The sequence below is a fragment of the Stenotrophomonas sp. STEN054 genome (assembly GCF_056854535.1).
Window position 1 is genome coordinate 45,762 of the sequence record NZ_JBXFWG010000022.1, and the last position, 18,757, is coordinate 64,518.

General features: G+C 63.5%; 29 protein-coding genes. 28 read left to right on the forward strand and 1 reads right to left on the reverse strand.

The window, feature by feature from the left end; translation table 11 throughout:
* Positions 1 to 8: 8 nt before the first annotated feature.
* The 27 genes from rplC to AC1VXD_RS11000 all read left to right on the forward strand — a co-directional run bounded on the left by rplC (position 9) and on the right by AC1VXD_RS11000 (position 14,734).
* Complete coding sequence (rplC, locus tag AC1VXD_RS10870) at positions 9 to 659, forward strand: 50S ribosomal protein L3 (RefSeq protein WP_025879301.1); 651 nt, start codon at positions 9 to 11, stop codon at positions 657 to 659.
* A 12-nt stretch (positions 660 to 671) separates the two neighbouring features.
* Positions 672 to 1,277 carry a 50S ribosomal protein L4 gene (gene rplD, locus AC1VXD_RS10875; RefSeq protein ID WP_004145337.1) on the forward strand — a complete coding sequence of 202 codons (606 nt, stop codon included), beginning with the start codon at positions 672 to 674 and terminating at the stop codon, positions 1,275 to 1,277.
* On the forward strand, positions 1,274 to 1,573 hold the full coding sequence (rplW, locus tag AC1VXD_RS10880) for a 50S ribosomal protein L23 (RefSeq protein WP_079220754.1): 300 nt from the start codon (positions 1,274 to 1,276) through the stop codon (positions 1,571 to 1,573). The genes rplD and rplW overlap by 4 nt, the downstream gene beginning before the upstream one ends.
* A gap of 10 nt (positions 1,574 to 1,583) precedes the next feature.
* Positions 1,584 to 2,411 (forward strand): 50S ribosomal protein L2, encoded by an 828-nt coding sequence (gene rplB / locus AC1VXD_RS10885; RefSeq protein ID WP_004145339.1) that lies wholly within the window; start codon positions 1,584 to 1,586, stop codon positions 2,409 to 2,411.
* Between the two features lie 6 nt (positions 2,412 to 2,417).
* A complete protein-coding gene (gene rpsS / locus AC1VXD_RS10890; protein WP_004145340.1) occupies positions 2,418 to 2,687 on the forward strand; it encodes a 30S ribosomal protein S19 in 270 nt (89 codons plus the stop codon).
* A 12-nt stretch (positions 2,688 to 2,699) separates the two neighbouring features.
* Positions 2,700 to 3,035, forward strand: a complete 336-nt coding sequence (rplV, locus tag AC1VXD_RS10895; RefSeq protein ID WP_004145348.1) for a 50S ribosomal protein L22 — start codon at positions 2,700 to 2,702, stop codon at positions 3,033 to 3,035.
* 18 nt (positions 3,036 to 3,053) lie between these two features.
* The gene (rpsC, locus tag AC1VXD_RS10900) at positions 3,054 to 3,788 is read left to right on the forward strand and encodes a 30S ribosomal protein S3 (protein WP_005415414.1); all 735 of its coding nucleotides are present in this window, start codon (positions 3,054 to 3,056) and stop codon (positions 3,786 to 3,788) included.
* A gap of 5 nt (positions 3,789 to 3,793) precedes the next feature.
* Entirely contained in the window at positions 3,794 to 4,207 is a 414-nt protein-coding gene (rplP, locus tag AC1VXD_RS10905; RefSeq protein WP_004154486.1) for a 50S ribosomal protein L16, read from the forward strand.
* Complete coding sequence (gene rpmC, locus AC1VXD_RS10910; RefSeq protein WP_004145353.1) at positions 4,207 to 4,392, forward strand: 50S ribosomal protein L29; 186 nt, start codon at positions 4,207 to 4,209, stop codon at positions 4,390 to 4,392. Before rplP ends, rpmC begins: the two co-directional genes overlap by 1 nt.
* An 11-nt stretch (positions 4,393 to 4,403) precedes the next feature.
* Positions 4,404 to 4,673, forward strand: a complete 270-nt coding sequence (rpsQ, locus tag AC1VXD_RS10915) for a 30S ribosomal protein S17 (RefSeq protein WP_079220755.1) — start codon at positions 4,404 to 4,406, stop codon at positions 4,671 to 4,673.
* Between the two features lie 11 nt (positions 4,674 to 4,684).
* Positions 4,685 to 5,053 carry a 50S ribosomal protein L14 gene (rplN, locus tag AC1VXD_RS10920; protein WP_010483978.1) on the forward strand — a complete coding sequence of 123 codons (369 nt, stop codon included), beginning with the start codon at positions 4,685 to 4,687 and terminating at the stop codon, positions 5,051 to 5,053.
* A 16-nt stretch (positions 5,054 to 5,069) separates the two neighbouring features.
* Entirely contained in the window at positions 5,070 to 5,387 is a 318-nt protein-coding gene (rplX, locus tag AC1VXD_RS10925; RefSeq protein ID WP_079220756.1) for a 50S ribosomal protein L24, read from the forward strand.
* A gap of 11 nt (positions 5,388 to 5,398) precedes the next feature.
* Complete coding sequence (rplE, locus tag AC1VXD_RS10930) at positions 5,399 to 5,941, forward strand: 50S ribosomal protein L5 (RefSeq protein ID WP_079220757.1); 543 nt, start codon at positions 5,399 to 5,401, stop codon at positions 5,939 to 5,941.
* Between the two features lie 18 nt (positions 5,942 to 5,959).
* A complete protein-coding gene (gene rpsN, locus AC1VXD_RS10935) occupies positions 5,960 to 6,265 on the forward strand; it encodes a 30S ribosomal protein S14 (RefSeq protein WP_079220758.1) in 306 nt (101 codons plus the stop codon).
* A gap of 257 nt (positions 6,266 to 6,522) precedes the next feature.
* Entirely contained in the window at positions 6,523 to 6,921 is a 399-nt protein-coding gene (rpsH, locus tag AC1VXD_RS10940) for a 30S ribosomal protein S8 (protein WP_005408210.1), read from the forward strand.
* Between the two features lie 18 nt (positions 6,922 to 6,939).
* The gene (gene rplF, locus AC1VXD_RS10945; RefSeq protein WP_108767852.1) at positions 6,940 to 7,464 is read left to right on the forward strand and encodes a 50S ribosomal protein L6; all 525 of its coding nucleotides are present in this window, start codon (positions 6,940 to 6,942) and stop codon (positions 7,462 to 7,464) included.
* 80 nt (positions 7,465 to 7,544) lie between these two features.
* Positions 7,545 to 7,904: a 50S ribosomal protein L18 gene (gene rplR, locus AC1VXD_RS10950; protein WP_024957318.1), complete on the forward strand. Its 360-nt coding sequence runs from the start codon at positions 7,545 to 7,547 to the stop codon at positions 7,902 to 7,904.
* Positions 7,905 to 8,065: 161 nt separating this feature from the next.
* On the forward strand, positions 8,066 to 8,608 hold the full coding sequence (gene rpsE, locus AC1VXD_RS10955) for a 30S ribosomal protein S5 (RefSeq protein WP_004145411.1): 543 nt from the start codon (positions 8,066 to 8,068) through the stop codon (positions 8,606 to 8,608).
* Entirely contained in the window at positions 8,601 to 8,792 is a 192-nt protein-coding gene (gene rpmD / locus AC1VXD_RS10960; protein WP_004154497.1) for a 50S ribosomal protein L30, read from the forward strand. Before rpsE ends, rpmD begins: the two co-directional genes overlap by 8 nt.
* A gap of 6 nt (positions 8,793 to 8,798) precedes the next feature.
* Positions 8,799 to 9,242 carry a 50S ribosomal protein L15 gene (rplO, locus tag AC1VXD_RS10965; protein ID WP_108758325.1) on the forward strand — a complete coding sequence of 148 codons (444 nt, stop codon included), beginning with the start codon at positions 8,799 to 8,801 and terminating at the stop codon, positions 9,240 to 9,242.
* A 7-nt stretch (positions 9,243 to 9,249) separates the two neighbouring features.
* The gene (gene secY / locus AC1VXD_RS10970) at positions 9,250 to 10,617 is read left to right on the forward strand and encodes a preprotein translocase subunit SecY (protein ID WP_108746021.1); all 1,368 of its coding nucleotides are present in this window, start codon (positions 9,250 to 9,252) and stop codon (positions 10,615 to 10,617) included.
* Positions 10,618 to 10,965: 348 nt separating this feature from the next.
* On the forward strand, positions 10,966 to 11,322 hold the full coding sequence (gene rpsM / locus AC1VXD_RS10975) for a 30S ribosomal protein S13 (protein ID WP_004145437.1): 357 nt from the start codon (positions 10,966 to 10,968) through the stop codon (positions 11,320 to 11,322).
* A gap of 11 nt (positions 11,323 to 11,333) precedes the next feature.
* Complete coding sequence (gene rpsK / locus AC1VXD_RS10980) at positions 11,334 to 11,723, forward strand: 30S ribosomal protein S11 (protein WP_004145443.1); 390 nt, start codon at positions 11,334 to 11,336, stop codon at positions 11,721 to 11,723.
* A 15-nt stretch (positions 11,724 to 11,738) separates the two neighbouring features.
* The gene (gene rpsD / locus AC1VXD_RS10985) at positions 11,739 to 12,368 is read left to right on the forward strand and encodes a 30S ribosomal protein S4 (RefSeq protein ID WP_004145446.1); all 630 of its coding nucleotides are present in this window, start codon (positions 11,739 to 11,741) and stop codon (positions 12,366 to 12,368) included.
* A gap of 55 nt (positions 12,369 to 12,423) precedes the next feature.
* Positions 12,424 to 13,422 carry a DNA-directed RNA polymerase subunit alpha gene (locus AC1VXD_RS10990; RefSeq protein ID WP_079220762.1) on the forward strand — a complete coding sequence of 333 codons (999 nt, stop codon included), beginning with the start codon at positions 12,424 to 12,426 and terminating at the stop codon, positions 13,420 to 13,422.
* 191 nt (positions 13,423 to 13,613) lie between these two features.
* Positions 13,614 to 13,997: a 50S ribosomal protein L17 gene (gene rplQ, locus AC1VXD_RS10995; protein ID WP_079220763.1), complete on the forward strand. Its 384-nt coding sequence runs from the start codon at positions 13,614 to 13,616 to the stop codon at positions 13,995 to 13,997.
* Positions 13,998 to 14,227: 230 nt separating this feature from the next.
* The gene (locus AC1VXD_RS11000) at positions 14,228 to 14,734 is read left to right on the forward strand and encodes a disulfide bond formation protein B (protein ID WP_108767854.1); all 507 of its coding nucleotides are present in this window, start codon (positions 14,228 to 14,230) and stop codon (positions 14,732 to 14,734) included.
* Positions 14,735 to 14,841: 107 nt separating this feature from the next.
* Here the strand turns inward: AC1VXD_RS11000 and AC1VXD_RS11005 are convergent, their stop codons facing one another.
* On the reverse strand, positions 14,842 to 16,974 hold the full coding sequence (locus tag AC1VXD_RS11005) for a TonB-dependent receptor (protein WP_482992059.1): 2,133 nt from the start codon (positions 16,972 to 16,974) through the stop codon (positions 14,842 to 14,844).
* A 219-nt stretch (positions 16,975 to 17,193) separates the two neighbouring features.
* On the opposite strand from AC1VXD_RS11005, the gene AC1VXD_RS11010 reads away from it, so the two are divergent.
* Positions 17,194 to 18,585, forward strand: a complete 1,392-nt coding sequence (locus tag AC1VXD_RS11010; protein ID WP_482992060.1) for a class II 3-deoxy-7-phosphoheptulonate synthase — start codon at positions 17,194 to 17,196, stop codon at positions 18,583 to 18,585.
* The last annotated feature ends 172 nt before the right edge of the window (positions 18,586 to 18,757 follow it).

Genomic DNA, 18,757 nt, shown 5'->3' on the forward strand with positions numbered 1-18,757 from the left:
CTACGACCATGACGAAGAAGTATTCGTTGGGCTTCGTGGGCCGCAAGGCTGGCATGAGCCGCGTGTTCACCGAAGATGGCCGCTCCATCCCGGTGACCCTGATCGAAGCAACCCCCAACCGCATCGCGCAGATCAAGACCGTCGAAACCGATGGCTACAGCGCCGTGCAGGTGACCGTCGGCGCTCGTCGCGCTGCCCTGGTCAACAAGCCGGAAGCCGGCCACTTCGCCAAGGCGAAGGTGGAAGCGGGTCGTGGCCTGTGGGAATTCCGCGTTGAAGACGCGCAGCTCGGCGATTTCGCCGTTGGCGGCGAAGTCAAGGCGGACATCTTCGAAGTCGGCCAGATCGTCGACGTCCAGGGTGTCACCAAGGGTAAGGGCTTCCAGGGCACCATCAAGCGCTACAACTTCCGTATGGGCGATGCAACCCACGGTAACTCGCTGTCGCATCGCGCGCCGGGTTCCTTGGGCCAGCGCCAGACCCCGGGTCGCGTTTTCCCGGGCAAGAAGATGTCGGGCCACATGGGTGCAGTGCAGCAGAGCACGCAGAACCTGGAAGTGGTCAAGGTCGACGTGGAGCGCGGTCTGATCGCGGTTCGCGGCGCCGTTCCGGGTGCGGCGGGTGGCGACGTGATCGTCCGTCCGGCGAGCAAGGCATAAGGAGAGATGACGATGGAACTCGTTATCACGGGTAGCAACAACAAGGTCTCGGTCTCCGACGCCGTGTTCGGTCGCGATTTCAGCGAAGATCTGGTCCACCAGGTCGTCGTTGCTTACCGCAACGCCGGTCGCGCCGGCACCAAGGCGCAGAAGACTCGCTCCGAAGTGGCAGGTACCACCAAGAAGTCGAAGAAGCAGAAGGGCGGCGGCGCGCGTCATGGCGCACTGACGGCTCCGATCTTCGTCGGCGGCGGTGTCACCTTCGCGGCAAAGCCGCGCAGCTTCGAGCAGAAGGTCAATCGTAAGCAGTACCGTGCCGCGATGTGCGCGATCCTGTCCGAGCTGAACCGTCAGGGCCGTCTGACCATCGTGGAGTCCTTCGATGTCGAAGTGACCAACACGAAGGGTCTGATCGCCAAGCTGGCCGGCCTGGAAGTGGGCAAGCGCCCGCTGATCGTCACTGAAGAAGCCTCCGAGCACCTGTACCTGTCCGCTCGCAATCTGCCGTACGTGCAGGTGCGTGACGTCCAGGGTCTGGACCCGGTGTCGCTGGTCGGTGCCGACACGGTCGTCATCACCGCTGATGCGGTCAAGAAGGTCGAGGAGTGGCTGGCATGAACAGCAACGAAAAAATCTTCAGCGTGCTGCGTGCCCCGCGTGTCTCCGAAAAGACCGCTCGCATTCAGGAACTCTCCAACCAGTATGCCTTCGAAGTTTCGAACGAAGCCACCAAAGCCGATGTAAAGGCCGCGGTTGAGCAGCTGTTCGGCGTCAAGGTCGAGGCTGTCAACGTGGTCAACGTCAAGGGCAAGAACAAGTCCTTCCGTAACCGTGCTGGCCGCCGCGGCGATTGGCGTAAGGCGTACGTTCGCCTGGCCGACGGCCAGTCGATCGATGTAACGGCCAAGGCCTGAGGTACATCCCATGCCATTGATGAAATTCAAGCCCACTTCCCCCGGCCGCCGTTCGGCCGTGCGCGTGGTTACCCCCGACCTGCACAAGGGTGCTCCGCACGCCGCACTGGTCGAGTCGCAGAGCCGCTCGGGTGGTCGTAACCACCATGGCCGCATCACCGTGCGTCACGTCGGTGGTGGTGCCAAGCAGCACTACCGCATCATCGACTTCAAGCGCAACAAGCTGGGCATCCCGGCGCGCGTGGAACGCATCGAATACGATCCGAACCGCACCGCCCACATCGCCCTGCTGTGCTACGTCGACGGCGAGCGTCGCTACATCATCGCCCCGAAGGGTCTGAAGGCTGGTGATCAGGTGATCGCTGGTTCGGACGCCCCGATCAAGGCAGGTAACACCCTGCCGCTGCGCAACATCCCGGTCGGTACCACCATCCACTGCATCGAACTGAAGCCCGGCAAGGGTGCTCAGATCGCCCGCGCCGCTGGTGCGGCCGTGCAGCTGGTTGCCCGCGAAGGCATCTACGCCACCCTGCGCCTGCGCTCGGGTGAAATGCGTAAGGTTCCGGTCGAGTGCTGCGCCACCATCGGTGAAGTCGGCAACGACGAGCACAGCCTGGAAAAGCTGGGCAAGGCCGGTGCCAAGCGTTGGCGCGGCGTCCGCCCGACCGTTCGTGGTGCTGCCATGAACCCGGTTGACCACCCGCACGGTGGTGGTGAGGCCAAGGCCGGCCAGGGTAATCCGCATCCGGTCACCCCGTGGGGTGTCCCGACCAAGGGTTACAAGACGCGCCATAACAAGCGCACTCAGCAGTTCATCGTCCGCGATCGTAGGGGCTAATCGACCATGGCACGTTCACTCAAGAAGGGCCCGTTTGTCGATCACCACCTGGTTGCTAAGGTGGCTGCCGCTGCGGGTAGCAAGCGTCCGATCAAGACCTGGTCGCGTCGTTCGATGATCCTGCCTGACATGGTAGGCGTCACCATTGCCGTGCATAACGGCAAGAACCACATCCCGGTTCTCGTCAACGAGAACATGGTCGGCCACAAGCTCGGCGAATTTGCCATCACCCGGACCTTCAAGGGTCACGGTGGTGACAAGAAGTCGGGTAAGTAAGGAGAGATGACAATGGAAGCGAAAGCCATCCTGCGCACTGCGCGCATCTCCCCGCAGAAGGCTCGTCTGGTCGCTGACCAGGTGCGCGGTCTGCCGGCCGAACGTGCGGTCAATCTGCTGAAGTTCTCGGACAAGAAGGCTGCCCACCTGATCAAGAAGGTGGTGGAGTCGGCTATTGCAAATGCCGAGAACAACCAGGGCGCCGACGTCGACGAGCTGAAGGTTCAGACCATCATGGTTGATGAAGGTCCGACCCTGAAGCGTTTCATGGCGCGGGCGAAAGGCCGCGGTACCCGCATCCTCAAGCGCACCAGCCACATCACTGTGGTTGTGGGCGCCGCCAAGTAAGCGGATAAGGAAAAGACCATGGGTCATAAAGTTCATCCGATTGGTATCCGCCTCGGCATTTCCAAGGACTGGAACTCCAAGTGGTACGCCAACAAGGCCGAGTTCGCTGGTTACCTGGCAGCCGACCTGAAAGTGCGCGACATGCTGCGCAAGAAGCTGGCTCAGGCCGGCATCAGCAAGATCCTGATCGAGCGTCCGGCCAAGACCGCTCGCGTGACGATCCACACCGCCCGTCCGGGCGTGGTGATCGGCAAGCGCGGTGAGGACATCGAGAAGCTGCGCAAGGAAGTGAGCGAGATGATGGGCGTCCCGGCGCACATCAACGTCACCGAAGTGCGCAAGCCGGAACTGGACGCTCAGCTCGTTGCCGAGTCGATCGCCCAGCAGCTGGAGCGCCGCATCATGTTCCGCCGCGCCATGAAGCGCTCGGTCGGCAACGCGATGCGCCTGGGTGCCCTAGGCATCAAGGTCAACGTGGGTGGCCGCCTCAACGGTGCAGAAATCGCCCGTTCGGAGTGGTACCGCGAAGGCCGCGTGCCGCTGCACACCCTGCGTGCCGACATCGACTATGGCTTCGCTGAAGCCAAGACGACCTACGGCATCATCGGCATCAAGGTCTGGATCTACAAGGGCGAGGTCTTCGATTTCTCCCAGGTTGGCCAGGAAAAGCAGGACGACACCCCGTCGCGCAACGATCGTCACGATCGCGGCGACCGCGGTGACCGTCAGCGCCCGGCTCGTGAAGCGAGGTAACGACAATGTTGCAACCCAAGCGAACCAAGTACCGCAAGGTGCACAAGGGCCGTAACGACGGCCTGAGCTGGAGCGCCAACGCTGTCAGCTTCGGCGAATACGGCCTCAAGGCAACCGCCCACGGTCAGCTGACCGCGCGTCAGATCGAAGCGGCCCGCCGCTCGATCAGCCGCTACGTGAAGCGCGGCGGCAAGATGTGGATCCGTGTGTTCCCCGACAAGCCCATCACCAAGAAGCCCATCGAAGTTCGAATGGGTTCGGGTAAGGGCAACGTGGAATACTGGGTGGCCCAGATCCAGCCCGGCCGCATGATCTATGAAATCGAGGGTGTCTCGGAGGAAGTGGCACGCGAGGCGTTCCGCCTGGCCGCCGCCAAGCTCTCGGTCACCACCACTTTCGTGACCCGGACGGTGCGCTGATGGAACTGAAAACTCTCCGTGAAAAGTCGGCTGACGAACTGAAGGCCCACCTGATCGACCTGCGTAAGGAACAGTTCTCTGTCCGTATGCAGCAGGTCACCGGCCAGCTGCCGAAGACTCACGATATCCGCCGCGTCCGTCGCGAGATTGCTCGCGTCAAGACGCTGCTCGGCAGCACGAAGTAAGGACGGCCGCTATGAGCGACAATATCGAAAACAAGGCGCTGCGCACGGTCGAAGGCCGTGTCGTCAGCAACAAGATGGACAAGACGGTTACCGTCCTGGTTGAGCGTCAGGTCAAGCACGCGCTGTACGGCAAGTACATCAAGCGCTCGACGAAGCTGCACGCCCACGATGCCGACAACGCCTGCAAGGAAGGCGATGTCGTCCGCGTGACCGAGATTGCTCCGATGTCCAAGACCAAGAACTGGCGCGTGGTGGAAGTCATCACGCGCGCGGCTGAATAAGGAGCTGAATCATGATCCAGATGCAGAGCTACCTTGACGTCGCGGACAATTCGGGTGCCAAGCAGGTGATGTGCTTCAAGGTGCTGGGTGGTTCCAAGCGCCGTTACGCCGGCATCGGCGACATCATCAAGGTCACCGTGAAGGATGCGATTCCGCGCGGCAAGGTCAAGAAGGGTGAAGTGTATGACGCCGTCGTGGTGCGTACCCGCAAGGGTGTGCGTCGCGCCGACGGTTCGCTGATCCGCTTCGACGGCAACGCTGCCGTCCTGCTGAACAACAAGCAGGAGCCGATCGGCACCCGTATCTTCGGGCCGGTGACTCGTGAACTTCGTTCGGAGAAGTTCATGAAGATCGTCTCGCTCGCTCCCGAAGTGCTGTGAGCGACAGGAGATAATCATGGCTAACCGTATCAAGAAGGGCGACCAGGTTGTCGTCAACGCTGGCAAGGACAAGGGCAAGCAGGGCGAAGTCGTCCGCGTCGACGGCGACCGTGTGGTCGTCGGCAACGTGAACATCGTCAAGCGCCACACCAAGCCGAACCCGCAGGCAGGTGTTGCCGGCGGCGTGGTCGAGCGTGAAGCTTCGATCCATATCTCCAACGTGAATGTGCTGAACCCGGCTTCGGGCAAGGGCGAACGCGTTGGCTTCAAGGTGCTGGAGGATGGACGCAAACTGCGTGTGTTCCGCTCCAGCGGTGAGGCGCTCGACGCCTGAGGAATGAGAAGATGAGTTCCCGTCTCGAAAAGTTCTACAAGGAAGAAGTGGTGCCGGCGCTGATGAAGCAGTTCGGTTACACCAATCCGATGGAAGTGCCGAAGCTTGTCAAGGTCACCCTGAACATGGGTGTCGGCGAAGCGGCCACCAACAAGAAGATCCTGGAAAACGCCGTCGGCGACATGACCAAGATTTCCGGCCAGAAGCCGGTTGTCACCAAGTCGCGTGTGTCGGTTGCGTCGTTCAAGATCCGTGATGGTTGGCCGATCGGCTGCAAGACCACGCTGCGTCGCCACAAGATGTACGAGTTCCTGGATCGCCTGATCAACATCTCGCTGCCGCGCGTGCGCGACTTCCGTGGTGTGTCCGGTCGCTCCTTCGACGGTCGCGGCAACTTCAACATGGGTGTGAAGGAACAGATCATCTTCCCGGAAATCGACTTCGACGCTGTCGACGCGATCCGCGGCATGGATATCGCCATCACCACCACTGCGAAGACCGATGCGGAAGCGAAGGCGCTGCTGGCAGCGTTCAAGTTCCCGTTCCGTAACTGATCCGTCGAGGAATCCGAAATGGCAAAGACCTCCATGGTCAACCGCGACATCAAGCGGGAAAAGCTGGCAAAGAAGTACGCTGAAAAGCGTGCGGCTCTGAAGAAGATCGTGTCCTCCGTGGACGCGACCTACGAAGAGAAGATCGACGCCGCAACCAAGCTGGCCAAGCTGCCGCGCGATTCGTCGCCGAGCCGCCATCGCAACCGTTGCGAACTGTCGGGTCGTCCGCGTGGCGTCTACAGCAAGTTCGGCCTGGGCCGTAACAAGCTGCGCGAAGCCACCATGCGTGGCGACGTCCCGGGCCTGCGCAAGGCCAGCTGGTAATCCCGGCCGGCCCTGTGATCAGGAGCCCCTCCGGGGGTTCCTGAACCGGGCAGGGGAAGCATTCAGCTTCCCCGACGCAAAAAAACCAGGGAGCCCGGCGCAAGCCGGGCTCTTTTGGCGTATACTCCCGCGTCTTGCTCTGTGCAAACGGGGTAGCAGGGCAGGCCGATGGCCCGCCGCAACAAGGGACCTGGCCCGTTTCCAGGAGACAACAGATTTTCGCGAAAGCGGATATCGGTGCACTCAAAGGTACTCATATGAGCATGACTGATCCCATCGCCGACCTGCTGGTCCGCATCAAGAATGCGGCCGCGGTTGGCAAGCAGACGGTGAAAGCCCCGTCGTCCAAGATCAAGGTTGCGATCGCCCAGGTCCTGAAGGACGAGGGTTACATCACCGACCTGCGCGTGACCCAGCTGGAAAACAACAAGTCCGAGCTGGAAATCGTGCTGAAGTATTTCGAAGGCAAGCCGGTCATCGCGACCCTGAAGCGCTTCTCGCGTTCGGGCCTGCGCCAGTACCGCGGCAAGAGCGAGCTGCCGAAGGTCATGAATGGCCTGGGCATCTCCATCATTTCCACCTCCAAGGGCATCATGACTGATGCGCAGGCGCGCCAGCTGGGCGTCGGCGGCGAAGTCCTGTGCTTCGTGGCCTAAGGCGAAAGGAGTAATACTATGTCCCGCGTAGCCAAGAAGCCCGTCACCCTGGGTAAGACTGAACTGAACGTCCAGGCCGATTCCGTCACCGTCAAGGGCCCGAAGGGCACCCTGTCGCTGCCGAAGCCGGCTGGCATTGCCATCAACGTCGACAACGGCGTTGCCACCCTGAGCACCGAGAACGCTGACCTGGTCCCGCTGACCGGCACCGTCCGCGCCATCCTGGCCAACATGGTCAAGGGTGTTTCCGAAGGCTTCGAGCGCAAGCTGGAGCTGGTCGGCGTGGGTTACCGTGCTGCCATGCAGGGCAAGGACCTGAGCCTTTCGCTCGGTTACTCGCACCCGATCGTGTTCGTGGCGCCGGAAGGCATCACCATCACCACCCCGACCCAGACCGAAATTCTGGTGCAGGGCGCTGACAAGCAGGTCGTCGGTGAAGTCGCCGCCAAGATCCGTGCGTTCCGCAAGCCGGAACCGTACAAGGGCAAGGGCGTGAAGTACTCCGACGAAGTCATCATCCGTAAGGAAGCCAAGAAGGCGTAAGTGCGAGTCCCTCGCAAGAGCCCGCACATCCCTGTGCGGACTCCTCAGGGAAAAGCCCATCCTTCAGCTTTCAAGGAACAATCAAAATGAACAAGAACATCGCCCGCCTGCGTCGCGCCAAGTCGACCCGCGCCCACATTCGTGAGCTCGGCGTTGCCCGCCTGTCGGTGCTGCGCACCGGCCAGCACCTGTACGCCCAGGTCTTCACCGCCGACGGTTCCAAGGTGCTGGCTGCCGCCAACACCACCCAGACCGACGTCATGGAAGGCCTGAAGAACGGCAAGAACGCCGATGCCGCCGCCAAGGTTGGCCGTATCGTTGCTGAGCGCGCCAAGGCCGCCGGCGTCGAGAAGGTTGCCTTTGATCGTTCGGGCTACCGCTACCACGGCCGCATCAAGGCCCTGGCAGAAGCCGCCCGCGAAGCCGGCCTGCAGTTCTAAGGGATAAGGGCAGGGGACCTCGCGTCCCCTGTCCGCCTGCTCGCCCGCCTGAGTGAGGCGGGGCGGCGCCGCTCTTCTGCAGCGGCCCACCGCACCAACGCGGTACTCCACAACCATAAGCGGCCCCGAGCCGTACATACCCAAACTACCAAGGAATCAAGATGGCAGAAGAACGTCAGCAGCGGGGTCGCGATCGCGACCGTAACCGCGAAGAGAAAGTCGACGACGGCATGATCGAAAAGCTGGTCGCGGTCAACCGCGTCAGCAAGACCGTCAAGGGTGGCCGCCAGTTCACCTTCACCGCCCTGACCGTGGTCGGCGACGGCGAAGGCAAGGTCGGTTTCGGCTATGGCAAGGCGCGCGAAGTGCCGGTCGCCATCCAGAAGTCGATGGAACAGGCTCGCAAGAACCTGGTCAGCGTTGACTTGAACAACGGCACCTTGTGGCACACCATCAAGGATGGTCACGGCGCAGCCCGCGTGTTCATGCAGCCGGCTTCCGAAGGTACTGGCGTCATCGCCGGCGGCGCCATGCGCGCCGTGCTGGAAGCGGTTGGCGTGAAGAACGTGCTGGCCAAGGCCACCGGTTCGCGCAACCCGATCAACCTGGTGCGTGCCACCGTGAAGGGCCTGTCTGCTGCGCAGTCGCCGGCTCGCATCGCGGCCAAGCGCGGCAAGAAGGTGGAGGAACTCAACCATGGCTAATGAGTCCAACAAGACTGTGAAGGTGCGCCTGGTGCGCGGCCTGCGTGGTACCCAGTCGCGTCACCGCCTGTCGGTGCGTGCCCTGGGCCTGAACAAGCTCAACGATGTCCGTGAACTGAAGGACAGCCCGCAGGTTCGCGGTCTGATCAACACCGTTCACTACCTCGTCAAGGTTGAGGAGTAATCGATCATGACTCTGCGTCTCAATGAACTGAGCCCGGCACCGGGCGCCCGCACCGAGCGTACCCGCGTCGGTCGTGGTATCGGCTCGGGCCTGGGCAAGACTGCCGGCCGCGGCCACAAGGGTTCGTTCGCCCGTAAGGGTGGCGGCAAGATCAAGGCTGGCTTCGAAGGCGGCCAGACCCCCATGCAGCGTCGTCTGCCGAAGATCGGCTTCCGTTCGCCGATCGCCAAGGACACCGCTGAAGTGCTGCTGTACGCGCTGGACAAGCTGCCGGCCGGTGAGATCGACTTCGCCGCCCTGCGTGCTGCCAAGCTGGTCCCGAGCACTGCAAAGAAGGCCAAGGTCGTCCTCAAGGGCGAACTGACCAAGGCGTTCACCCTGAAGGGTATTGCTGCCACGGCCGGTGCCAAGGCTGCAATCGAAGCTGCCGGCGGCAGCGTGACGGAGTAAGAAAATCATGGCGCAAGCTGGCATCGGTAACCTCGCGGGCGGAATGGGCAAGTTCACTGAACTTCGCCAACGTTTGCTGTTCGTCGTCGGGGCTTTGATCGTCTATCGCATCGGCTGTTATGTGCCGGTGCCGGGCGTCAATCCCGATGCCATGCTTGCCATGATGCAACAGCAGGGCGGCGGCATCGTGGACATGTTCAACATGTTCTCGGGCGGCGCCCTGCACCGTTTGAGCATCTTCGCGCTCAACGTGATGCCGTACATCTCGGCATCGATCGTGATGCAGCTGGCCACCCACATCTTCCCCGCCCTGAAGGCGATGCAGAAGGAAGGTGAGTCCGGGCGTCGCAAGATCACCCAGTATTCGCGCATCGGCGCCGTGCTGCTGGCGGTGGTGCAGGGCGGTTCGATCGCCCTGGCGCTGCAGAACCAGGTGGCACCGTCGGGCGCTGCGGTGGTCTACGCACCGGGCATGGGCTTCGTGCTCACCGCCGTGGTCGCGCTGACCGCCGGCACCATGTTCCTGATGTGGGTCGGTGAGCAGGTCACCGAGCGCGGCATCGGCAACGGCGTCTCGCTGATCATCTTCGCCGGTATCGTGGCCGGCCTGCCGGGTGCGGTCATCCACACCTTCGACGCCTACCGCGACGGCAACATCCAGTTCATCCAGCTGCTGCTGATCGCCATCGTCGTCCTCGCCTTCACCTTCTTCGTGGTGTTCGTCGAGCGCGGCCAGCGCCGGATCACGGTCAACTACGCGCGCCGCCAGGGCGGTCGCAACGCGTACATGAACCAGACTTCGTTCCTGCCGCTGAAGCTGAACATGGCCGGCGTCATTCCGGCGATCTTCGCCTCGAGCCTGCTGGCCTTCCCGGCCACCCTGGCCATGTGGTCCGGCCAGGCCGCCAACCAGAGCGCCGTCGGCCAGACCCTGCAGAAGGTCGCCAACGCCCTGGGCCCGGGCGAGCCGCTGCACATGATCGTGTTCGCTGCGCTGATCACCGGTTTCGCGTTCTTCTATACCGCGCTGGTGTTCAACTCGCAGGAAACCGCCGACAATCTGAAGAAGTCGGGCGCGCTGATTCCGGGCATCCGTCCGGGCAAGGCCACCGCCGACTACATCGACGGCGTGCTGACCCGACTGACCGCTGCCGGTTCGGCTTACCTGGTGATCGTCTGCCTGCTGCCGGAACTGATGCGCACGCAGCTGAACGCCTCGTTCTACTTCGGTGGTACTTCGCTGCTGATCGTCGTGGTGGTGGTGATGGACTTCATCGCCCAGGTGCAGGCGCACCTCATGTCCCACCAGTACGAGAGCCTGTTGAAGAAGGCCAACCTGAAGGGCGGGAACCGCGGCGGTTTTGCCCGCGGCTGATAAGCCTGTTATACTTTCGTCTTCCTGACGTGATGGTCCTCCGCTTCGCGGACTCTGGCCACACAAACGAAGGGCGGCCCCCGCAGCGGTTCCGGGTGGGGGTGTGGCGAGGTGGTCCTGCGCTGGAGTAGCGCGGGCGGCCCCGGGGGAAACCCCCAGGTCCAACCTTGTCCGGCGCCGGAGCCTGGGCACACTCCCCAGGCCGGGTCCATGAAACTTCATTGTTTCACGGGCTTCCATGTAAACCGGAACCTTGTTAGTATCGCTAGTTCACTTTTTTGATCCATCCTGCCGGATTGGCGTGCCTGAGGCGCGCTGTCGGCCATCACTCAGCTGGAGAACCGCGTCATGGCGCGTATTGCAGGCGTCAACCTGCCAGCCCAGAAGCACGTCTGGGTCGGGTTGCAAAGCATTTACGGCATCGGCCGTACCCGTTCGAAGAAGGTCTGCGAAGTCGCAGGCGTTGCTTCGACCACCAAGATCCGCGATCTGTCGGAGCCGGAAATCGAGCGCCTGCGCGCCGAAGTCGGCAAGTACATCGTGGAAGGCGATCTGCGCCGTGAAATCGGCATTGCGATCAAGCGCCTGATGGACCTGGGCTGCTATCGCGGCCTGCGTCACCGTCGCGGCCTGCCGCTGCGTGGCCAGCGCACCCGTACCAACGCCCGCACCCGCAAGGGCCCGCGCAAGGCGATCAGGAAGTAAGGGACCTATAAATGGCTAAGCCTGCTGCTAAGACCAAGAAGAAGATCAAGCGCGTCGTCACCGACGGCGTTGCCCACGTCCACGCTTCGTTCAACAACACCATCGTGACCATCACCGACCGCCAGGGCAACGCTCTGTCGTGGGCGACCTCCGGTGGCGCTGGCTTCCGCGGTTCGCGCAAGTCGACCCCGTTCGCTGCCCAGGTGGCTGCTGAAAAGGCCGGTCGTGCTGCGCTGGACTACGGCGTGAAGTCGCTGGAAGTCCGCATCAAGGGTCCGGGTCCGGGCCGTGAGTCGGCCGTGCGTTCGTTGAACAACGTCGGCTACAAGATCACCAACATCATCGACGTGACGCCTATCCCGCACAACGGGTGCCGTCCGCCGAAGAAGCGTCGCGTCTAAAGGGAGCGATAAGAAATGGCTCGTTATATCGGTCCTACCTGTAAGCTCGCCCGTCGCGAAGGCGCCGACCTGTCCCTGAAGAGCCCGGCGCGTGCGCTGGACTCCAAGTGCAAGCTGGAGCAGAAGCCCGGCCAGCACGGCGCCACTGCCCGCAAGGGCAAGCTGTCCGACTACGCCACCCAGCTGCGTGAAAAGCAGAAGGTCAAGCGTATCTACGGCCTGCTGGAGCGTCAGTTCCGCAACTACTACAAGAAGGCCTCGACCAAGAAGGGCAACACCGGCGAGAACCTGCTGCAGCTGCTGGAAACCCGCCTGGACAACGTCGTCTACCGCATGGGCTTCGCCGTGACCCGTCCGGCTGCCCGTCAGCTGGTGTCGCACCGCGGCGTCACCGTGAATGGCAAGTCGGTCAACCTGGCTTCGTACCAGGTCAAGGCTGGCGACGCCATCGCTCTGTCTGAAAAGGCTGCCAAGCAGCTGCGCGTCCAGGAAGCCCTGACCGTCGCCGCCCAGCATGACCTGAGCCCGTCGTGGGTTGAAGTGGATTCCGGCAAGTTCACCGGCATCTTCAAGGCTGTTCCGGATCGTTCGGATCTGCCTGCGGACATCAACGAAGCGCTGATCGTCGAGCTGTATTCGAAGTAATTCACATTGGAGAGCCCCCGGCGACGGCCGGGGGTTCACTAGGAGAACCCGCAACATGACGGTTACCGCCAACCAGGTTCTGCGTCCTCGCGGTCCGCAGATCGAACGCCTTACCGACACCCGTGCAAAGGTCGTTATCGAACCTTTGGAGCGGGGTTACGGGCATACGCTGGGCAATGCCCTGCGTCGCGTGCTGCTGTCGTCCATCCCGGGCTTCGCCATCACGGAAGTCGAAATCGACGGCGTGTTGCACGAGTACACCACGGTCGAAGGTCTGCAGGAAGATGTGCTCGAAGTCCTGCTGAACCTGAAGGACGTGGCCATCCGTATGCATTCCGGAGACAGCGCCACCCTGTCCCTGTCCAAGCAGGGCCCGGGCGTTGTCACTGCAGCTGACATCAAGGTCGACCACAATGTGGAGATCCTGAACAGCGATCACGTGATCTGCCACCTGACCAAGGACACGGCGATCAACATGCGTCTGAAGATCGAACGTGGTTTCGGCTACCAGCCGGCTGCCGCGCGTCGTCGTCCGGACGAAGAAACCCGTGCCATCGGCCGCCTGGTCCTGGATGCCTCGTTCTCGCCGGTCCGCCGCGTCGCCTATGCCGTGGAAGCGGCTCGTGTCGAACAGCGTACCGACCTGGACAAGCTGGTCATCGATATCGAGACCAACGGCACCATTGACGCCGAGGAAGCCGTGCGCACCGCCGCCGACATCCTCAGCGACCAGCTGTCGGTGTTCGGTGACTTCACCCACCGCGACCGCGGTGCGGCCAAGCCGGCCAACAACGGCGTGGATCCGGTGCTGCTGCGCCCGATCGACGACCTGGAACTGACCGTGCGTTCGGCCAACTGCCTGAAGGCCGAAAGCATCTACTACATCGGCGATCTGATCCAGAAGACCGAAGTGGAGCTGCTGAAGACCCCGAACTTGGGCAAGAAGTCGCTCACCGAGATCAAGGAAGTGCTGGCTCAGCGCGGCCTGTCACTCGGCATGAAGCTGGAGAACTGGCCGCCGGCCGGCGTCGCCAGCCACGGCATGCTGGGCTGATATCGGTAATGCCTGGAGGCTCCACCGTTCGCGGTGGGGCCTTCAACGCAGCAATACATCGCCACGACGAACCCCAGGTTCGCGGGCAGGTCGTCCAGGACGGATGGCCAGGACCAACCGCAGTCCGTGCAGCAACGCCAGGATGGCGACAACGATTCACACAGCCTCATCATTAACCAAGGAATATCACCATGCGTCACATGAAGTCTGGCCGTAAGTTCAACCGCACCAGCGCCCATCGCGAAGCGATGTTCAAGAACATGGCCGCCTCGCTGTTCAAGCACGAGCTGATCAAGACCACCCTGCCGAAGGCCAAGGAACTGCGCCGCGTTGCCGAGCCGCTGATCACCCTGGCCAAGGTCGACTCCGTCGCCAACCGTCGTCTGGCCTTTGCCCGTCTGCGTGACAACGAAGCCGTGGGCAACCTGTTCACCATCCTGGGCCCGCGCTACGCGAACCGTCCGGGCGGCTACCTGCGTCTGCTGAAGTGCGGCTTCCGCGCCGGCGATAACGCTCCGATGGCCTACGTCGAGCTGGTCGACCGTCCGGCCGTGGCCGAGGAAGTGGCCGAGTAATCGGACTGCTCCAACGCGACACAGCGAAAGCCCGGCCTCTGTCGGGCTTTTGCGTTCTGGTAGCGCCGGGTCATGCCCGGCGTTTCCATGTCCGCTGCGCTCGCCGGGCGTGGTCCGGCGCTACGGCAAAGGGATCTGACCCACACCGTTCCGACAGGCGTGCCGTGTGGCGGTTCGAACGGGACGCGCTCTCGGTTACGCTTGGCGCCTGATCCGTTCGAGCGTTGACGATGAATCCTTTGCGCTGGCCCTTCCGCGCCCAGTTCCTGTTGGGCTTCCTGATCTGCGTGGGCCTGCTTGGCTTCGCCATCTTCCTGCAGCTGAAGATGGGCCTGGAGCCCTGTCCGTTGTGCATTTTCCAGCGCCTGGCATTCGCCGCGCTCGGCCTGCTGTTCCTGATCGGTGCCGTGCACGGCCCGTCCAACCGCCCGGGGCGCGCGACCTACGGCATCCTCGCCTTCATCGCAGCCGCTGTCGGCTTCGGCATTGCCGCGCGCCACGTGTACGTGCAGATGCTGCCGCCGGAAATGGGCTCCACCTGTGGCCCGCCGCTGGCCTTCCTGAGCGAGACGATGGGCCCGCTGGAAGTCTTCCGCACCGTGCTGACCGGTACCGGCAACTGCGGCAACATCGATTGGACCTTCCTGGGCATGACCATGCCGATGTGGTCCGGCGTGTGGTTCGCGCTGCTGGCGCTGTGGGCGCTGGTGGTGTCGCTGCGCAAGGTCAAGCGCTGAAAATACAACGGGGTCGGATCCCTTTGCGCAAGCAAAGGGCTCTGACCTCACTGGCAGCCACGCGTGGCGTGGCTCTACTGTGAATCAGGGATCCGACCCCGCCCACCTCAGAAGTCCTGCTGCAGGCTCAGGTAGGCACCGCGGCGCGGGCCCCATTGCGGGGCGAACACGCCGACTCCGCCGCCATCACGCAACTGGTAGCTGCGATCCAGTGCATTGATCAACGCGACCTGCACGTGCAGCGGATGCCCGCTGTCGGCGTTGAAGTCGTGCCCGGCGCTGAGGTTCACCTGCAGGTAGGACGGCAGCTCGCCACCGTTGGGCACCGTGTCGGTATCAGAGCGCAGGCCGCTGCCGTACACATAGTTCGCACCGATGCGGTTGTGGCCGGCGAAGGCGTAGCTGAAGCCACCCGACGAGGTCAGCTTCTGGTCGTGGTCCAGGTGGATCCAGTGGGCGGCCACATAGGCCAGGGCCTCCGGATCGAGGTTGTATTGGCTGGTGATGACGTCGGTACCGATGGCCTTGTTCAGGGCTGCGTTGAAGTAGGCACTGAAGGGACCGTTGCTGTAGTCGGCGCTGAATTCCAGGCCGCGGATGTGGCCGCGACGGTAGTTGAACGTTGAGTAGATGTAGGCGGCGCCGAACTGGCCTTCGTCCTGCAGGCGCGAGACGCGGCGGTCATAGGCATCCAGGCCCAGGGTCAGGTGGTCGCCGACCTGCTGGGAGACGCCGATGTCGTAGTAGTCGCTGCGCTCGGCAAGCGGAATGTTGTTGCCACCGGACGGCTGCGCGTTGGTGGTGCCGTCATACAGACTGATGTCGCTGGTGGCGATCAGCTCGCTCGCCGGCGGGGTGAAGTAGCGCGAGTAGCCGGCGTGCACGGTGGTGCTGTCGCTGGCCGTCCAGACCACGCCCAGGCGCGGGCTGAGCTGGCCCTCGGTCTGGCCGAAGGCCTTGTAGCGGTCACCGCGCAGGCCGTAATTGACCGTCCAGTCCTCGCCGATCTTCCACTCGTCCTGCACGTAGACCGCCATCGTGGTGGCCTTGAACGCGCTGCTGTCGGCAATCTGCAGCGGCGTGGTGCTGGTCTGTGCGCCGTCGTCGTCGACCGGGAACACCCAGCTGTTGTTGCTGGCGCGGGCACGCTCCTGGTTGCCGTACACGCCATAGCGCAGCGTGTGGTTGTCGCCCAGCGGCGTGGAGAAATCCGCCTGCAGCGTGTTGGCGCGGTTGCTGCGCTGGACCTGCGAGGCGACGCCACTGAACACCAGGTCGCCGGCCACGTCGGGATTGAAGCCGACATCGCTGTACCGCTGCCCGGCCGAGACCTGGTACGCGGTCTCGCCCAGCGTTCCCTGCAGCACCAGCATGCCGAAGCGGGTGGTCTCGCGCTGCGTCTCATCCAGCTGGCTGGAATCGAAGGTGGAGGTGTCCAGGTAGCCGAACTGCGGAGTCTGGCCCGGGTTGACCGGAATCTGGAAGCGGTTGTTGGAGAAGCCGGCGAACACACTCAGGCGGGTCGTGTCGTTGACCAGATAGGTCAGGTCGGCGAAGGCCTTGCCCTGATGGGTGTCGTCATGTTCCGGCCTGCGCGAGCTGGTCGGGTTTTCCAGGCCGACGTCGTTCTGGTCGTAGTTGCCGGTCAGGAACCAGCTCCAGCGCCCCTGCGAGCCCCACCACGAGGCATTCGGGTTGACCTTGCCGAACGAGCCAGTGGTGATGCCGACGCTGCCGCCATTGCCGAGCTCGGCGCCGCTGCGGGTGGTGATGTCGACCACCGCGGCGGTGCGCTCGCCGAACTGCGCCGGCAGCGCGCCGTCCATCAGGCGGATGCTCCTGATCGTGCGCGCGTCCAGGGTCTGGCCGAAACCGGAGATGGACTCGGGCAGCAGCACGCCGTTGATGCGGTACTGCAGATTGGCGTGATCGCCGCGCACGTGCACGCCACCGTAGGAATCCTGGACCACGCCCGGCGCCTGCAGCAGCACCTGGCTGAGCGGCGCGGACGCGCCCAGCGGCTGCTTCTGGATGTCTTCGGCGGTGATCTGGTACTGGCTGCTGCCGATGTCGGGCGACAGCGCGTTGCGCGCCTGGTCGAGCTGGGCGCTGACGGTAACCGTGTCGAGGTCCTTCACCGGCGCGGCATCCGTGGCGGCATCCGCGGCCAGGGCGAGGGAGGGCAGGCTGGCCAGAGCCAGGGCGAGGGTGATGCCGGTAGCGAGCAGGGAGGGCTTCATGGCGGATGGGCTGTGGAAGGAGCCGGAAGAAGGGATGGGGGTGTTACTTCGTAACACTGCGGAGCGAATCATGCGCCTGTCAGGTCGGCTGTGGTCATGCGGTTTGTGGCCGATCGCATTGCCCTTTCCCCGGTGTTCAGTGATGTGCAGAAGGGCCTGGGCCTTTGCGGAGGAGGCCGGCTCTGCGACCATGACCGCCCCCCACCCCGGAATCCTGCAATGAGCCTGTCCGCCGTTCCGCCCGTCTCCGATCCCGCTGCGAGCGCCGCCGGCGCTGGCTGGTCGCCGGAGAGCTGGCGTGGCAAGACCGCCCTGCAGATGCCGACCTATCCCGATCCCATCGCGCTGGACGCCGCCCTGCACGAGCTGAAGCGGCTGCCGCCGCTGGTGACCTCGTGGGAGATCCTGGCCCTGAAGCAGCAGCTGGCCGACGCGCAGGAAGGCAAGCGCTTCCTGTTGCAGGGCGGTGACTGCGCCGAGAATTTCAGCGACTGCGAATCGGGCACGATCTCCAACCGGCTGAAGGTGCTGCTGCAGATGAGCCTGGTGCTGGTGCACGGCCTGCGCCAGCCGGTGATCCGTGTTGGTCGTTTCGCCGGCCAGTACGCCAAGCCGCGCTCGGCCGATACCGAGACCCGCGATGGCGTGACCCTGCCGAGCTACCGCGGCGACGTGATCAATGCGCCGGCGTTCACCGAGGCCGCGCGCCTGCCGGACCCGAAGCGGATGCTGCAGGCCCACGCGCATTCGGCGATGACGATGAACTTCGTGCGGGCGCTGATCGACGGTGGCTTCGCCGACCTGCACCATCCCGAGTACTGGAACCTGGAGTGGGTGCGGCATTCGCCGTTGGCCGCCGAGTACCAGAAGATGGTGGCCTCCATCGGCGACGCGGTGCACTTCATGGAGACCCTGGCCGGGGCCCGCGTGCACAACCTCAACCGCATTGATTTCTACACCTCGCACGAAGCGCTGCTGCTGCCCTACGAGCAGGCGCTGACCCGGCAGGTGCCCCGCCAGCAGGGCTGGTTGAACCTGAGCACGCATTACCCGTGGATCGGCATGCGCACCGCCGCGCTGGATGGCGCGCACGTGGAGTACCTGCGTGGCGTGCGCAATCCGATCGCGATCAAGGTGGGCCCGTCGGTGCAGCCGGACCAGCTGCTGCGCTTGATCGACGTGCTGAATCCGGATGACGAACCCGGCCGCCTGAGTTTCATCCACCGCATGGGCGCGGCGCAGATTGCCGAGAAGCTGCCGCCGCTGCTGGACGCGGTGAAGCGCGATGGCCGTCGTGTGTTGTGGGTGTGCGATGCGATGCACGGCAACACCGAGAGCACGGCGAACGGCTTCAAGACGCGTCGCTTCGACAACGTGCGCGGCGAGGTGGAGATGTCCTTCGACCTGCATGCGGCGGCGGGCACGCGGCTGGGGGGCGTGCACCTGGAGCTGACCGGCGAGGACGTGACCGAATGCACCGGCGGTGCGCGGGAGCTGACCGAGCGTGACCTGGAGCGTGCGTACCGGTCGACGGTGGACCCTCGGTTGAACTACGAGCAGTCGCTGGAGATTGCGATGGCGATCGTGCGCAAGCAGGAGCAGGTTCGGTAGGTTTTTGCTGCAGGGCTTGCAGCCCTGCACCTGCTGCGAGCCAGAGCAACGTCAAAAGCTGGGTGTCCGTGGGTTGGCGGGGCGGTGTGGGTGGGCGGGACACGCCGAGAACCCATCCATGGAGGACCCGAGTGGCCCAAAAAAGAAGCACACAGAAAAGCACACAACACCC

Bases quoted from the DNA above. Each gene is read 5' to 3' on its own strand.
- rplC (WP_025879301.1), top strand. From the start codon at position 9: ATGACGAAGAAGTATTCGTTGGGCTTCGTGGGCCGCAAGGCTGGCATG.
- rplD (WP_004145337.1), top strand. From the start codon at position 672: ATGGAACTCGTTATCACGGGTAGCAACAACAAGGTCTCGGTCTCCGAC.
- rplW (WP_079220754.1), top strand. From the start codon at position 1,274: ATGAACAGCAACGAAAAAATCTTCAGCGTGCTGCGTGCCCCGCGTGTC.
- rplB (WP_004145339.1), top strand. From the start codon at position 1,584: ATGCCATTGATGAAATTCAAGCCCACTTCCCCCGGCCGCCGTTCGGCC.
- rpsS (WP_004145340.1), top strand. From the start codon at position 2,418: ATGGCACGTTCACTCAAGAAGGGCCCGTTTGTCGATCACCACCTGGTT.
- rplV (WP_004145348.1), top strand. From the start codon at position 2,700: ATGGAAGCGAAAGCCATCCTGCGCACTGCGCGCATCTCCCCGCAGAAG.
- rpsC (WP_005415414.1), top strand. From the start codon at position 3,054: ATGGGTCATAAAGTTCATCCGATTGGTATCCGCCTCGGCATTTCCAAG.
- rplP (WP_004154486.1), top strand. From the start codon at position 3,794: ATGTTGCAACCCAAGCGAACCAAGTACCGCAAGGTGCACAAGGGCCGT.
- rpmC (WP_004145353.1), top strand. From the start codon at position 4,207: ATGGAACTGAAAACTCTCCGTGAAAAGTCGGCTGACGAACTGAAGGCC.
- rpsQ (WP_079220755.1), top strand. From the start codon at position 4,404: ATGAGCGACAATATCGAAAACAAGGCGCTGCGCACGGTCGAAGGCCGT.
- rplN (WP_010483978.1), top strand. From the start codon at position 4,685: ATGATCCAGATGCAGAGCTACCTTGACGTCGCGGACAATTCGGGTGCC.
- rplX (WP_079220756.1), top strand. From the start codon at position 5,070: ATGGCTAACCGTATCAAGAAGGGCGACCAGGTTGTCGTCAACGCTGGC.
- rplE (WP_079220757.1), top strand. From the start codon at position 5,399: ATGAGTTCCCGTCTCGAAAAGTTCTACAAGGAAGAAGTGGTGCCGGCG.
- rpsN (WP_079220758.1), top strand. From the start codon at position 5,960: ATGGCAAAGACCTCCATGGTCAACCGCGACATCAAGCGGGAAAAGCTG.
- rpsH (WP_005408210.1), top strand. From the start codon at position 6,523: ATGAGCATGACTGATCCCATCGCCGACCTGCTGGTCCGCATCAAGAAT.
- rplF (WP_108767852.1), top strand. From the start codon at position 6,940: ATGTCCCGCGTAGCCAAGAAGCCCGTCACCCTGGGTAAGACTGAACTG.
- rpsE (WP_004145411.1), top strand. From the start codon at position 8,066: ATGGCAGAAGAACGTCAGCAGCGGGGTCGCGATCGCGACCGTAACCGC.
- rpmD (WP_004154497.1), top strand. From the start codon at position 8,601: ATGGCTAATGAGTCCAACAAGACTGTGAAGGTGCGCCTGGTGCGCGGC.
- rplO (WP_108758325.1), top strand. From the start codon at position 8,799: ATGACTCTGCGTCTCAATGAACTGAGCCCGGCACCGGGCGCCCGCACC.
- secY (WP_108746021.1), top strand. From the start codon at position 9,250: ATGGCGCAAGCTGGCATCGGTAACCTCGCGGGCGGAATGGGCAAGTTC.
- rpsM (WP_004145437.1), top strand. From the start codon at position 10,966: ATGGCGCGTATTGCAGGCGTCAACCTGCCAGCCCAGAAGCACGTCTGG.
- rpsK (WP_004145443.1), top strand. From the start codon at position 11,334: ATGGCTAAGCCTGCTGCTAAGACCAAGAAGAAGATCAAGCGCGTCGTC.
- rpsD (WP_004145446.1), top strand. From the start codon at position 11,739: ATGGCTCGTTATATCGGTCCTACCTGTAAGCTCGCCCGTCGCGAAGGC.
- AC1VXD_RS10990 (WP_079220762.1), top strand. From the start codon at position 12,424: ATGACGGTTACCGCCAACCAGGTTCTGCGTCCTCGCGGTCCGCAGATC.
- rplQ (WP_079220763.1), top strand. From the start codon at position 13,614: ATGCGTCACATGAAGTCTGGCCGTAAGTTCAACCGCACCAGCGCCCAT.
- AC1VXD_RS11000 (WP_108767854.1), top strand. From the start codon at position 14,228: ATGAATCCTTTGCGCTGGCCCTTCCGCGCCCAGTTCCTGTTGGGCTTC.
- AC1VXD_RS11005 (WP_482992059.1), bottom strand. From the start codon at position 16,974: ATGAAGCCCTCCCTGCTCGCTACCGGCATCACCCTCGCCCTGGCTCTG.
- AC1VXD_RS11010 (WP_482992060.1), top strand. From the start codon at position 17,194: ATGAGCCTGTCCGCCGTTCCGCCCGTCTCCGATCCCGCTGCGAGCGCC.